This window comes from Legionella wadsworthii DSM 21896 = ATCC 33877 (assembly GCF_000701265.1).
Taxonomy (GTDB): domain Bacteria; phylum Pseudomonadota; class Gammaproteobacteria; order Legionellales; family Legionellaceae; genus Legionella; species Legionella wadsworthii.
Window position 1 is genome coordinate 361,204 of record NZ_KL370760.1, and the last position, 13,933, is coordinate 375,136.

Sequence of the window (13,933 nt, forward strand, 5' to 3'; positions counted from 1 at the left end):
AAATCATCCCCAAAAAACAAGAAACAAGTATTTTATTCTTGACTTAGCTCTCTTTGCAGGACATTCATAAAACAATGTAAAGTTCCGCCATGACATATAAACCTAAAGCAAAATATGCTATGATAAGGTATTCAGAACACTACGATAGGGTTAAGAGGACCACCTAATGAGCGTTGATGCCAGTTACGATTCAAATAATATCAAAGTCCTAAAGGGTTTAGATGCAGTAAGAAAAAGACCAGGGATGTATATTGGTGATACAGACGATGGAACAGGCCTGCACCACATGGTTTTTGAAGTGGTTGATAACTCAATCGACGAAGCTCTGGCTGGTCACTGTAAAGAAATTTTTGTTACTATCCATTCCGATGAGTCGATTACAGTTAAAGACGATGGGAGAGGGATACCGGTAGATATTCACAAAGAAGAAGGTCGATCCGCTGCCGAAGTCATTATGACTATACTTCATGCGGGCGGTAAATTTGATGATAATTCGTATAAGGTATCAGGAGGCTTGCATGGCGTGGGTGTGTCGGTAGTCAATGCCCTCTCTGAGGAATTGCATCTCACTGTCCGTCGCCATGGTAAAATTCATGAACAACATTACCGCAATGGCGTGCCAGATGCACCTATGGCAGAAACAGGTGAGGCCACGACTACAGGAACACAAATTTGGTTTAAACCAAGTGCAGAAACATTCTCTAATATTGAATTTCACTACGATATTTTAGCGAAAAGATTAAGAGAACTATCCTATTTGAACTCTGGTGTTTGCATCCATTTATTTGATGAGCGAAGCCAAAGGCAAGATACCTTTCATTACGAAGGGGGTATAACGGCTTTCGTAGAACATCTTAACAAAAATAAAAATGTCATTATGCCTGCAGTTTTTTCCATGACCGCAGAAAAGGAGAATATCGTGGTAGAGCTTTCCATGCAATGGAATGACTCCTACCAAGAAACACTCTATTGCTTCACCAATAATATTCCCCAGCGTGATGGCGGAACTCATATGGCTGGATTTAGAGCTGCATTGACCAGAACTTTAAATAATTACATCGAAGCTGAAGGTTATGCGAAAAAAGCTAAAGTATCTCCTACAGGTGATGATGCACGAGAAGGTTTAACCGCAGTCTTGTCCGTTAAAGTACCTGATCCTAAATTTTCATCACAAACTAAAGACAAGCTGGTTTCATCTGAAGTCAAGTCAGTAGTTGAGTCCAGTGTTTCGGAAAAATTTAATGATTTTCTATTGGAGAATCCTGCCAGTGCCAAAGCGATTGTTGCTAAAATAATCGATGCTGCGCGTGCAAGAGAAGCAGCCCGGCGCGCTCGGGAAATGACTCGCCGGAAGGGCGCATTAGATATTGCTGGGTTACCTGGAAAACTTGCAGACTGTCAAGAAAAAGACCCTGCGTTATCCGAACTCTATTTAGTAGAGGGAGACTCAGCAGGTGGTTCAGCAAAACAAGGTCGGGATAGAAAATTCCAAGCGATCCTACCGCTTAAAGGAAAAATATTAAATGTAGAAAAAGCGCGGTTTGATAAGATGCTTGCCTCTCAAGAAGTAGCGACCCTAATTACTGCTTTAGGATGTGGTATTGGACCTGACGAATATGATCCCGATAAAGTAAGATATCATCGAATCATTATCATGACCGATGCGGACGTTGATGGGTCACATATTCGAACTTTATTACTCACCTTTTTCTACAGACAAACACCAGAATTACTGGAGCGTGGTTATATTTATATCGCGCAACCTCCTTTATATAAAGTTAAGCGTGGAAAACAAGAGCAATATGTAAAAGATGATGAAGCATTGTTCGAGTATTTAACACAAAGTGCACTGGATGGTGCTGCCTTTTATCCAAGTAGGGAGACTCCTCCAATTACTGCTTTGGCGTTGGAAGAGTTGGTACAGCAGTATCGACGGGCTGAAAAAATTATGAAACGTTATAAACGAAGATATCCCACAGATATCCTCAAACGGATTGCCTATTTACCGGTCTTGCACAACGAAGACTTCACTCAAAAAGAAAAAATAGCAAACTGGTGCAAACAATTGCATTTGAGTATGCAACAACTGGGCAGCAAGACGGAACAATACCAGGTTGAGGTCCACACCATACCTGATACAAATCAATATGTACCTCGAATCATTGTGACACAGCATGGGATGGAAAATTATATCCCGATGAATGTCGAGTTCTTTTATTCAAAAGATTATAAAGAACTGGTTAACCTTGGCGCGAAGCTGGCAAGTCTCGTGGAAGAAGGGGCATATATCAAACGTGGTGATAAAGAAGTAGTTGTAGAAAACTTTGAGCAAGCATTGAATTGGCTGATGGAGGAAGCAAAAAGAGGCCAGGCCATACAACGCTATAAAGGTCTTGGAGAGATGAATCCTAGTCAACTCTGGGAAACGACCATGGATCCTGCTGTTCGTCGTATGTTACAAGTGAGTATTGAGGATGCCGTCGCTGCAGATGCCATTTTTACTACTTTAATGGGAGATAATGTTGAACCCAGAAGAGAATTCATTGAATCGAATGCTCTAGAGGCTGAAAACATCGACGTATAAACCCCCCATTTTTTTATCCCTGTAACTTTCTACTCTGAGGATTCCTTCTAAGGAATCCTTTTTTTTCAGGACATTAACTGATTCAAACAATTATAGACAAAAGATACTACATATGACAGGATAAATGTCCTCTACAAACCTCTATGTGTCCATCCATACATGTTCTGTAGTAAAGTAAACTATTTCGTTTGTTGATCATATAGTTTTCAATTAGATTAATAGTTGTATTTCTAAAAACAAAAATCTAGCACCAAGATTTATTATAAGGAGATACTATGAAAATAAAATTTAAGGGAATAACGTTGAAGAAGTTGATTGTTCCCCTTGCATTGTTCATTTTGAGTTCACAGGCCAGTGCACTGCCTCAGGTTCCAGGAAAGGCCCATCCCCCCATACATTATAAGCCAAATACACTGAGCGCCTATCCTTCGGGATTAGCGCCACGTCAAGTTCGTGTTGCCTATGGTTTTACTCAAGTAAGAAATTTAGGTAAAGGTCAGGTTATCGCAATAGTGGATGCTTATGATCATCCAAGAATCCAAAATGACTTAGCGGTATTCACCTCACATTACGGAATATTACCTTGTAATTCTACTAATGGATGTTTTAGAAAAATATATGCCAATGGTGTCAGACCAAGAACCGATGCAGGATGGGCAGGAGAAATTGCATTAGACGTTGAATGGGCACATGCTGTAGCGCCTTCTGCAAAAATTCTTTTAGTGGAAGCTGCCGATGATAGCCTGAATAGCTTGTTTCAGGCAATACAAGTCGCCATAAATAATGGGGCGACAGTGGTATCCATGAGTTGGGGCGCTAACGAATTTCCTCAGGAAACTTACTTTGATCATGTATTTATTAGTAGCAAAGTCAGCTTCGTCGCGTCTTCGGGTGATAGTGGTACCGGGACGAGCTATCCTGCAGCATCACCTTATGTCCTCGCTGTAGGTGGGACTACTTTATTTACGGACTCTTATGGTAATTACCAGGGTGAGGAAACCTGGTCAGGAAGCGGTGGCGGGCTGAGTATTTATGAAGTCGAACCCACGCGTCAAAAAAACTTACCCATCCCTCTCGCAAATAATAGAAGGGGCGTCCCTGATGTCGCTTATAATGCCAATCCGGATACAGGCTTTTCAGTTTATAACTCCATACCAGGTCCCCAAGGCTCGGGTTGGTTCGTAGTAGGTGGTACAAGTGCAGGAGCGCCTCAATGGGCAGGAATTATTGCAATCGCGAATTCTTATTACGGCAAAAACCATGGTCTTAGTATTTTGCGTAAATTGTATGGTGCAGCCAGTCCAAGTTCCGGAAAGTATATTTACAACTATCATGACATTACCTTCGGTACCAATGGAGCTTGTGGCTACTATTGTACAGCCCGATCCGGATATGATTATGTCACAGGCCTAGGATCACCGAATCTTTTCTATTTGATTCCTGATTTGGTCCATTATGCCTTTAAGAACGAATAGTCCCTCTGAACTCTTGGTTGACTACATCAATCAAGAGATCTTCCGATTTTATTGTCAAAAATGCTGAATAAAGCAAGCTGATTGATGAGCTGTGTTGTGAATAGTTCAACTTTAAATGAGCAAACAGTAACATTCATATTTTTAATAAATAAGAATAACCTCTCAATCATTCAGAAATGAGTTGAGTAATCAAAAACCTTATGTATAATTCGCCAACTTTGTGAATTTAATTTTGACATATCCTTGGGGCGAATATGATTTTTATAATTATTGGAGGAGCATCTGCATCTGGAAAAACTGGATTATCCAAACATCTATTGGATAAGTTGGTACAATCTGGTGTGAGTGCGCAAATATTGAATATGGATGATTATTATCATGAGCGTCCTGAACACGTGAGTATCAACTTTTTTCGCACGAATACCAATTTCGATACTCCCGACATGCTGCATCTTGACCTGTTACAGGAGCATATTGGTTCTCTTTATCAAGGTATGTCCATAAAAAAACCAATTTTTAATTTCAAAACCAACCGACGAAACGGTGAAGAAGAGATTCATCCTTCTGATGTGATTATCATGGAAGGAATATTTGCCCAGTATTTTTATAAAAAACATTGGTCATCGGATATGACTGCTGTCACAGTGAATATAGGTACTGATAGTTACTCCGATATTATAGAACGTCGTACCAAACGGGATATTTCTCAGCGCGGCCGGGAGCGTAACGAATGCTTACAACAAGAAAGAAAATATGTAGGACCAGGTTTCCTTAAATTTACCGCAAGTAGCTCTATGGGTGCGGATATTTATATTAATAATCAGCATCGAGAGGGTTTAGACGATCAAAACTTGGTTTTAGATGCGGCAGCTGATGAAATAATTGCTGAGATAAGTAAAAAATTAAAAGAAAAAACAAATACGAATAATCCATCGCCTAATGCACAAGAGCTGATCGCGAAAAGCCATCTCATGGCGGGTACTTTATTTCAACCGAATAAATTTGAAGGTCGTTTTAATGGAGTTTTTGGCACCTATAAAGGAGATTTCGTTAAGGTATTTTCCGAGAAAGAAGCCGAAGAACTTACCTCTTCCCTGAAAGTATAAATAAAAAACTGCGTGCTGTCCTAACGATAGCGCGGAATACAAAACGTAAAATCTAAATAGGATTCTCTCTTTCCAGTTTAAGTGATAAAGAGAGAATTTTATGGAGAAATAAGATACTTAAGTTTGGTGTGCTGCATCCTTGCAGCGAAGTACATCCCATGTACTTGTCCCTTAATTTGACTTCCTGTCAGACAATTCCTTGTCCTCCTTTTAAGTAAGAGTATAGCTTTTTAAATGCCCTTGTCATTGGGCTTATTGAGTAATGACGTGTAAGAAATATCTTAAAGAATTAAAGATGTTGTCTTGGGTTCCTGTTGGGTTATACAATGAATACCACCGCCCCCTGCAAAAACATCCAGCGCATCAATTTGGGTTATTTGATAACCTGGATATAAAGTCGTGAACAAGTCATATGCTGCTTTATCCTGTTCTGCATAACCAAAAGCGGGCATCACAATCCCCTGATTGGCCAAATAAAAATTAATATAGGATAAAGTGAGCCGCTCTCCATTTAGATAAGTAGCCGGTGGTTGTTCTACAGTGTAAATTTCAAGCTTTCTACCTTTTGCATCCGTGGCTGATTTGAGAATTTCCAGGTTCTCGTGTAAGAGAGAATAATTGGGATCTTCCTTATCATGGGTAATCAGGCATAAAACTTTCCCAGGAGCAATAAAACAGGCAATTTCATCGATATGGCCATCCGTTTCATCACCCAATAAACCTCGATTTAACCAAATAATTTTTTCTGCACCCAAATAATCATAAAGATAATTTTCTATCTGTTCCTGGTTAAGCTGTGGGTTTCGATTCACATGAAGCAGGCATTCACGGGTAGTTAAAATGGTTCCTTCTCCATCTACATGAAAAGATCCCCCTTCCATGACCAAAGGCGCTTTAAATGCCAAGGCGTTCGTTTTATTTATGATTGCAGCAGCAATTTGGTTGTCTAAACTAAAATCCTGATAATTACCGCCCCAAGCATTATGGATCCAATCTACTCCAGCCAATTGCTGGTTTTGATTCAATAAAAAAGTAGGCCCCGTATCCCTAGTCCAAGAATCATTGATTGGTAGCGGAAATAGCGTAATTTCCGCGCCACATAAGCTTTTAGCTGTTTCTTCATCTTCCGGATTGACCAACATGGTTACGGGTTCATATTGAGCGATTGCTTGAGCAACTCGTGCATAGGCTGCCCGTGCTTTTTCAAGACCTATCTTCGACCAAGTTTCTAAATGACAGGGCCAAGCCATCCAGCATCGCTCATGGGGATGCCATTCAGCGGGCATTAAAAATCCGCTTTGTTTCGGTGTCATGTTATTTTCTCCGAATGTTTTCGTCTAAATAAGTGAGCTGGGAAAAAATGCTTCTTAATTCATTTAAGTATAAAAGCATCGTCTCTTTAGGGAGTTCTGCATGAATAAGTTGCTTCTCATAAGATTGAACCAATTTTTTTGTATCGAAATGGGCGAGGTTCAAAACATTGGTCACCGTATCGCCACTGACTAAATCATTCAATTCAAATTGTCCATCATCAAAAAGCTTAACATCCAAAGAATTGGTATCACCAAATAAATTATGCAAATTACCAAGAATTTCTTGATAGGCACCAACAAGGAAAAAACCCAATGAGTAGGGATTATTGCTATCATATGGAGGAAGCATGAGCGTTGAATTGACGCAAGAACTACCAAGATATTCTTTAATGGTGCCATCCGAATCACAAGTTAGATCTTGTAATACACTATGCATTTTAGGAGTGTTTGTAAGCTGGGAAATGGGTGCAATAGGAAAAATTTGACCTATCGCCCAGGCATCTGGAATTGATTGGAAGAAGGAAATATTACAAAAGACCTTGACCGCCAGGTCTTCATTTATTTTTGTTAATAATTCTTGTTCGGATGGATTTTCCGTATTCAGTCTGTTTTTTAATTCCAAGCAAATGTTGGTATAAAACGCCTCTACTTTTGCTTTTTCTTGTAAACTAATGACCCCATGTTTGAATAATGAATGGGCTTCATTCAAGGAATGTTCTGCATAGTTATATATTTCTATAGGGGAACTTGCCGTAATGGAATGATATGTATCATAAATATCCCGAATCACATGTGAGTCTTCGTCAGTTATTTCGGGAAGAGAAGGGGATTTATTGATGATTTCTATATCACTGATATCTGCAATAAGAACCGCATGGTGTGCTGTCAATGCTCTGCCGGATTCAGAAATAATATTAGGCTCAGGAACATTGGCTTCCTGACAAAGATATTGGATGGCTAGAAGAATGTGGGTGGCATATTCATGCAGACTGTAATTCATCGAGCATCCATGGTTTGAATGGGTACCCTCATAATCCACACTTAACCCCCCACCCACATCAATTGTATTGATTGGTGCATTTAATTGGCGCAACTCAACATAATAACGGGATACTTCCTGCATACAATGACGAATATCATGGATATTGGCGATTTGCGAACCTAAATGACAATGCATGAGTTGTAAACAATCCAGCATATTATGTGCTTTTAATTGATTGATTAATTCCAGAACTTGTTTTGCATTAAGACCAAATTTAGACCTAACTCCGCCGGTATGTTCCCATTTTCCAGCACTTTTTGTAATTAAGCGAATTCTCACGCCAAGGGTTGGTTTAATTTTCAAATGGGCAGATTCTTTTAAAATGATATCGAGCTCGGATATCTTCTCAATAACAATGAATACTCTATGGCCCATTTGTTGCGCAATAAGTGCGGTCCGGATATAACAACTGTCCTTATAACCATTACATACGATGGTACTGTTGGGATGATTGCTTAACATTCCTATAACGGCCATGAGCTCAGGCTTTGAACCTGCTTCTAGTCCTATGGAATAGCTGGGTGCTTTTAATAGTTCCCTTACGACACTTTGTTCCTGGTTTACTTTAATGGGATAAACCAGTTTGTAAGTTCCAGTGTATCCATTTTCTTCTATGGCCTTAGCGAAAGCTTCATTAATCTGGTGAACGCGATCATGTAAAATATCAGAACAGCGGATGAGTAGCGGCAAATGAAGCCCTGTCCTGCTTGCGGCGTTTACGATTGCCTGTAGCTCAACTCCGGGTTTTCCCGGGGCTTTGCTCATTTCAATGTTCCCTTTGGAATTAATACTGAAGTATCCCTCTCCCCAGTTGTTGATGTTGTATAGATTTTCTTCAGATGGTGTATTGGTGTTCATCATGTTGGCATTCCAAAGGGATTAACGGGATTTTACTAATTCTTGATATGTTGAAGGTTCTCGCTGTTGTGCAAAGGGAAATAATCTTCCCCATAAAGCCCTGATATTGAAATCGAGTTCTGCTACTAAAACTGCAGGCTTATCGCGAGATGCTTGGGTCAAAATTTCACCCATTGGGGTACTAATAAAGCTGCTACCATAAAATTCCAATCCGTCCTCACATCCAATGCGGTTGGCGGCAATGATAAATGTATTGCTCATGATTCCTTGAGCTATCATAACTTTTTGCCAGAGCGGTTGTGTGTCTACTTCAGGCGCGGTAGGTTCGCCCCCAATGGCAGTTGGGTAAACTAAAATCTCAGTACCTTTTAAACCATAAATACGAGATAACTCCGAGAACCATTGATCATAACAAGTAGGTAATCCCCATTTATGCCCCGCAATTTGATGAACAGGATAGTTGGAATCTCCTGGTTTAAAATAAAAGTTTTCGTGGTATTTTTCCCCGCTTGGAATATGTTGCTTACGGGTTATACCAATAAGTTCTCCGTTATTACTGTAGGCCACCGCAGTATTATAACCTGCTTTTTCAAACAGGGATGCAGTAATGCAGATATTGTAAGTTTTTGCCATTTTACTGATAAATTGGGCAGTAGGGCCTGTATGGATATCTTCCATAAAAGGTTTGGGATCTACATCTGAACGCGTACAAAAATAAGGGCTTAGCGTTAACTCTTGCATGCATACAACCGCAGCTCCTTGTTGCGCAGCATCATGAATTCCCGAAGCCAGCTTGTCTTGATGTTCTTTAGGATTTTCATGCCATTTTTCTTGTACCAATGCGACAGTCAATTTATCTTGTGTCATTAACTTACCTCTCTAACATTTTAAAGATAAAAAAACGCCCTTACATGGTAAGGGCAAATGTATTTTATAGCTTTATGCCATTGGGCGAACTATAGATTAGAATACCATCAATTTCATCCACTTCTTCTCTATCGTGTAAAGAAAAATTTTCTTCATCACTAAAGGACTCATTCCCCTCTTCCTCTATAGTGGGTAAAGGATTGTGAAATGAAGGGGTTGTCGTCCTGTTATTAAAATAATTATTAGGGTTTTTTGCTTGAGATCTCATTTTCTTTTGTTCCAAACTTTCTTTTACAGAAAGGGAATCGGCAACGAGTTTGAAAGGATTGGTTTCATCAAATGCTTCAGTGTGCAACAACGCCAATTGACGTTTGATTGAAGCACGTGCATTTTCTGATTGGAGTGCGCCCAATTTCGTACCGATTTCCTCTTCTTTACCTTCTAGTAAGATTCGGAACAGATTAATAAATGCTTTACAGGCCTCCTCATTGTAATCGCGGCTCATAAAAAATTTTTCAGGATTATCGCTCAATAATAATCGTTCAATATCTCGGCGAAGTACCAAGGCCAATTGTAATTTTTCAGACAGGGTTTTTTGGGAGAATGTATGACGAACATTATAGGCCAATTTGCTTTGATCTTGTGTTGGGACACATAAGGCCAAACGTTCTGCAATGGCTTGCTCATTACCTTCCAATAATTGGTTGGATAAGTCTTCAAAACGGTGAAAAAGGGAAGGATTAAATTCATTTCCTAAAAATAGGCCGTGAGGATTGGGGTTGTTCGGATCAAGCAAAGAGGTGATGCCTTGTCTGACTTGATAAGCTTTATCAAGTACTGAGTGGAATGTATCTTTATCTTGATTAAGGCTTTCTATTGCTTTGATATGAAGCCCATATTTTTTGAATTTGGATTCAGGGCAACCTGCGATTATCTTTGTAGCGATACTGAGTTGTTCTTTATAGGCTAATTTATTCAGCAGGGACGCATTGCTTGCCAATGAATCGCCATCACTTAGCCGTTCGTAGGGATTTTCCAGTGCAAATAATTCAAGATGAGTAAATGCCATTTAATCCTCCTTAAATAAAGATGAGTACATGTAATGAACAATTCAAAGGAAATCCCATTAAATAATGTAATCTCCTTTGCTCTTTTCCGGTACTGATACCACCGAAATCCTTTATATTGGTCTTATTTTTTTCCTTTGACTTAACGGGTCAAATGTACTTTCTTTGAGCTCGGTATCCTTGATACTGGATGTATGCAGTGCTTCGATACTCAAGACGTATTGACTTTGCTGGTTTAATAGAATCAGACCTGAGACATTTAAGTTAAATTTGCAACCTATATTAACGGATTAAAATCGAACTGTCATGAAATTAATCTAAAGTTTTCTGAAAAAATGTCGAATAAGTGATCAGATGCATGTTTTGCCTTTAAAAAATACAATAACAACAAGGAGTGGGCAATGTCTAAAAATCATTTATTACAAGACCCTTTTTTAAATGAATTGCGCAAGGAAAAGGTGCCTGTATCCATTTTTTTAGTGAATGGAATTAAATTACACGGTATTGTAGATTCGTTTGATCAATATGTCGTGATGCTAAAAAATTCGATAACCCAAATGGTTTATAAACATGCCATTTCAACGGTGGTTCCTTCTAGAGCAATAAAAATGCCTGCGGAAGATGAATCTGGTGAAAGCGAAGGAACTGTGGCAGACTAATACCTTATTAAAAGAGCATAGTAGGTTGGGCTTAGCCCAACCTAGAAAAACCTGGTTTATAATTCATTCCCTGGCATGAGCCAAAGCTCTGTTTTAGGTAGATTGAAGGGGGCTATGCCGCGGTTTAGTTTTTTTGGAGAATCGGTTAGTGTTTGAACGTCCTAAAGGCGGTGAACGAGCAATATTGGTGCAACTCGCACTACCAGGAATAGACGCAGATAAAGCATTAGAGGAATTTGAAGAACTAGCCTTGTCAGCGAAAGCGGAAATCTTAGATTGTGTTTTAGGTACACGCGCAACGCCCGATGCCAAATATTATATTGGCAAGGGCAAGGCTGAAGAGATAGCCGAATTGGTCAAGGTATTTGATGCTGAATTGGTTTTGGTGAATCATGAATTATCCCCCTCTCAAGAACGAAATCTAGAGCGGTTATTTGAATGTCGCGTTGTCGACAGAAGCGGCTTGATTCTCGATATTTTTGCACAAAGGGCACGTACTTTTGAGGGAAAATTGCAAGTAGAGTTGGCGCAACTTGAGCACTTATCCACACGATTAATACGTGGATGGACTCATTTGGAACGTCAAAAAGGTGGTATCGGCTTGCGCGGCCCTGGTGAAACCCAGTTAGAAACAGACCGCCGTTTATTACGAGAACGAATCAAATACATTAACAAGCGTTTGGAAAAAGTTCGAAGTAGCCGAGACCAAAACCGCCAGGCCCGACGAAAGGCTTCTTTACTTACAGTGTCACTAGTAGGTTATACGAATGCGGGTAAATCCACCTTATTTAATGCGCTAACTGGAGAAAGTATCTATGTAGCCAATCAATTGTTCGCTACTTTAGATCCCACCATGCGCCAGCTTAATTTACCAGGCTCTTCCTCTGTCATTTTAACTGATACGGTAGGGTTCATCAGGGACTTACCCCATCAACTGGTTGAGGCATTTCGCGCAACATTAGAGGAGACACAACAAGCGGATTTATTATTGCATGTGATTGATGTTTCTGACCCTCATTGGCGAGACAATGTTTTTTCAGTACAACAGGTTTTAGATGAAATAGGCGTTCATGATGTTCCTATGATTTTAGTATTTAATAAAATTGATTTGAAAGACGATTGGCAACCTAAAGTGGATTATCAGGAGGAAAATTGTAAAGTTTGGATTTCTGCGGCCGCCAATCTGGGCCTTGATTTGCTCAAAGAAGCAATTAGCACCCAATTGCATGGTGCAGTACTCATTGAAAATATCGTACTTAAGTCCAATCAGGCCAAATTGCGTGCACAATTATACGAACTGGGTTCCGTATTAAGCGAGTCGAACAATGAAGAGGGAGATTGGTTACTCAAGATTCGCATTACCCAAGCACAGAAACAGCGTTTATTTCCCCAATGAACGCTGTTGGTTTTATCTAGGCTTTACCTAATTCTATTTCCAAGCTTTTCAGATCTTGGCCTCCGTAGAGTGTATTGACCAGTTCACCTTTGGGATTAATCACAAAGGTAACAGGTACTCCGATAATATCCCCCAGACCGAGCGCGAATGCAGGATCAGTGGCGAGGGATGGATACAGAATATTAAATCTTTGAATTAATTTTTTTTGTTGATTTACGGATAAGCCATCGTAATTTACGCCAAATAAAACAACAGAGTCTTTTTCATGTTTTTGGTAAAAACGATTGAGCTCAGGAATTTCATCAATACATGTTTTGCACCATCCAGCCCAATAATTAATAAGAACCCATTTTCCTTTTAGAGACGCAAAAGAGATGGTGTTCCCCTGGGTGTCTTTAAGCAGTACATCAGCCTGACTTAGTGAAGTTGTCAGCATTAAAATCAATGCAGTAAATAAAATTTTTATTTTCGAGTTCATAGTTATCTCAAGTACCCATTTTGATGTTTCTTTATTAAATTTTAAGAAATCACAAGAAAGATTTTCACGCAAAAGACACAAAGCTGAAATGCAGCGGAGCACGGAATTGTAGGACAATTGCTTTGTCTGTGAGTGAAACATCATTTCTTCAAGGGTACTATAACAAAAAATTTTTTTAAAATCGCTTCAATTTCAGTGATTCAATTGTAGTGAAACCGTGTAAGAATGAATTTAGGTAAAAGCAAGAAGGAAGAACTAAATATGGCAAAACTTTATTTTTATTTTGCGGCAATGAATGCAGGAAAAAGTACTGTTCTCTTACAATCCAGTTATAACTATCGCGAAAGGGGCATGCATACTTTGTTGTTTACACCCACCATTGATAATCGTTATCAACAGGGTGTTGTCCACTCTCGAATCGGTTTATCTGAAGCCGCCCTGATTTTTAACCCAAAAGATGATCTGTATCAGAAATTGATATTACAACATATGAAATATGCTTGCGTGTTAGTAGATGAGGCACAGTTTTTAACACGAGCACAAGTGCATCAATTAACGGAAATTACAGATCAATTAGGTATACCTGTCCTCGCTTATGGACTACGGACTGATTTCCGGGGAGAGCTGTTTGAAGGAAGCCAATATCTTTTGGCTTGGGCGGATGAGTTGGTTGAACTTAAAACCATCTGCCACTGTGGCCGTAAAGCAACCATGATCTTACGGGTAAATGCTCAAGGTGAAGTGATAACTGAAGGGGAACAAGTGGTTATTGGGGGCAATGATATGTATTCTTCAACCTGTCGTAAACACTTCAAACAAAGAGTCCCAGGCATTGTCGAGGATATAAAAGAAATGGCGACAGAAGACATCCTTTAATTTAAAGGCTGATTAAATGACGCTTCTTATGCCCACCTTGCCGGATTTCAATTGCTCATTCTCACCTCTTAGCCAAAGGCCGCGCTGTGTCGGATCAAGTGTACATCTAATTACTGGATCCCGCGGACAAGCCGCGGGACGTTGGGACAGAGGAGGGATGTGTTCAATTTTAAATGCTAGCAACCTATTGTCATCTGTCAGTTTAAAAAAAG

Annotated in this window: 12 protein-coding genes; 7 read left to right on the forward strand and 5 right to left on the reverse strand. The window is 39.7% G+C overall.

Features of this window, described 5'->3' with window-relative positions:
* Positions 1 to 166: 166 nt before the first annotated feature.
* The 3 genes from gyrB (at position 167) to BU07_RS0113255 (ending at position 5,165) form a co-directional block, all read left to right on the forward strand.
* Positions 167 to 2,584 carry a DNA topoisomerase (ATP-hydrolyzing) subunit B gene (gyrB, locus tag BU07_RS0113245; protein WP_031566777.1) on the forward strand — a complete coding sequence of 806 codons (2,418 nt, stop codon included), beginning with the start codon at positions 167 to 169 and terminating at the stop codon, positions 2,582 to 2,584.
* Positions 2,585 to 2,859: 275 nt separating this feature from the next.
* Positions 2,860 to 4,059: a S53 family peptidase gene (locus BU07_RS0113250; protein ID WP_051635588.1), complete on the forward strand. Its 1,200-nt coding sequence runs from the start codon at positions 2,860 to 2,862 to the stop codon at positions 4,057 to 4,059.
* A gap of 254 nt (positions 4,060 to 4,313) precedes the next feature.
* Positions 4,314 to 5,165 (forward strand): uridine kinase family protein, encoded by an 852-nt coding sequence (locus BU07_RS0113255; RefSeq protein ID WP_031566781.1) that lies wholly within the window; start codon positions 4,314 to 4,316, stop codon positions 5,163 to 5,165.
* A gap of 281 nt (positions 5,166 to 5,446) precedes the next feature.
* On the opposite strand, the gene BU07_RS0113260 is transcribed toward BU07_RS0113255, so the two are convergent.
* The 4 genes from BU07_RS0113260 to BU07_RS0113275 all read right to left on the reverse strand — a co-directional run bounded on the left by BU07_RS0113260 (position 5,447) and on the right by BU07_RS0113275 (position 10,314).
* A complete protein-coding gene (locus BU07_RS0113260) occupies positions 5,447 to 6,478 on the reverse strand; it encodes an agmatine deiminase family protein (protein ID WP_031566783.1) in 1,032 nt (343 codons plus the stop codon).
* A 1-nt stretch (position 6,479) separates the two neighbouring features.
* Positions 6,480 to 8,378 (reverse strand): biosynthetic arginine decarboxylase, encoded by a 1,899-nt coding sequence (gene speA, locus BU07_RS0113265; RefSeq protein WP_031566785.1) that lies wholly within the window; start codon positions 8,376 to 8,378, stop codon positions 6,480 to 6,482.
* A 21-nt stretch (positions 8,379 to 8,399) separates the two neighbouring features.
* Complete coding sequence (locus BU07_RS0113270; RefSeq protein ID WP_031566788.1) at positions 8,400 to 9,245, reverse strand: carbon-nitrogen hydrolase; 846 nt, start codon at positions 9,243 to 9,245, stop codon at positions 8,400 to 8,402.
* Between the two features lie 64 nt (positions 9,246 to 9,309).
* A complete protein-coding gene (locus BU07_RS0113275) occupies positions 9,310 to 10,314 on the reverse strand; it encodes a lpg0008 family Dot/Icm T4SS effector (RefSeq protein ID WP_051635590.1) in 1,005 nt (334 codons plus the stop codon).
* A gap of 399 nt (positions 10,315 to 10,713) precedes the next feature.
* Between BU07_RS0113275 and hfq the strand changes: the two genes are divergently transcribed.
* Together hfq and hflX are read left to right on the forward strand one after the other, a co-directional pair.
* Complete coding sequence (gene hfq / locus BU07_RS0113280; RefSeq protein ID WP_031566791.1) at positions 10,714 to 10,971, forward strand: RNA chaperone Hfq; 258 nt, start codon at positions 10,714 to 10,716, stop codon at positions 10,969 to 10,971.
* A gap of 148 nt (positions 10,972 to 11,119) precedes the next feature.
* Positions 11,120 to 12,367 carry a ribosome rescue GTPase HflX gene (hflX, locus tag BU07_RS0113285; RefSeq protein WP_031566793.1) on the forward strand — a complete coding sequence of 416 codons (1,248 nt, stop codon included), beginning with the start codon at positions 11,120 to 11,122 and terminating at the stop codon, positions 12,365 to 12,367.
* Positions 12,368 to 12,383: 16 nt separating this feature from the next.
* On the opposite strand, the gene BU07_RS0113290 is transcribed toward hflX, so the two are convergent.
* The gene (locus BU07_RS0113290; RefSeq protein WP_031566795.1) at positions 12,384 to 12,845 is read right to left on the reverse strand and encodes a TlpA disulfide reductase family protein; all 462 of its coding nucleotides are present in this window, start codon (positions 12,843 to 12,845) and stop codon (positions 12,384 to 12,386) included.
* A 261-nt stretch (positions 12,846 to 13,106) separates the two neighbouring features.
* Between BU07_RS0113290 and BU07_RS0113295 the strand changes: the two genes are divergently transcribed.
* Together BU07_RS0113295 and BU07_RS17645 are read left to right on the forward strand one after the other, a co-directional pair.
* Positions 13,107 to 13,721: a thymidine kinase gene (locus BU07_RS0113295; RefSeq protein WP_031566797.1), complete on the forward strand. Its 615-nt coding sequence runs from the start codon at positions 13,107 to 13,109 to the stop codon at positions 13,719 to 13,721.
* A gap of 16 nt (positions 13,722 to 13,737) precedes the next feature.
* Positions 13,738 to 13,933 (forward strand): hypothetical protein (locus BU07_RS17645; protein WP_211249050.1); only part of this gene is annotated, 196 nt, incomplete at its 3' end.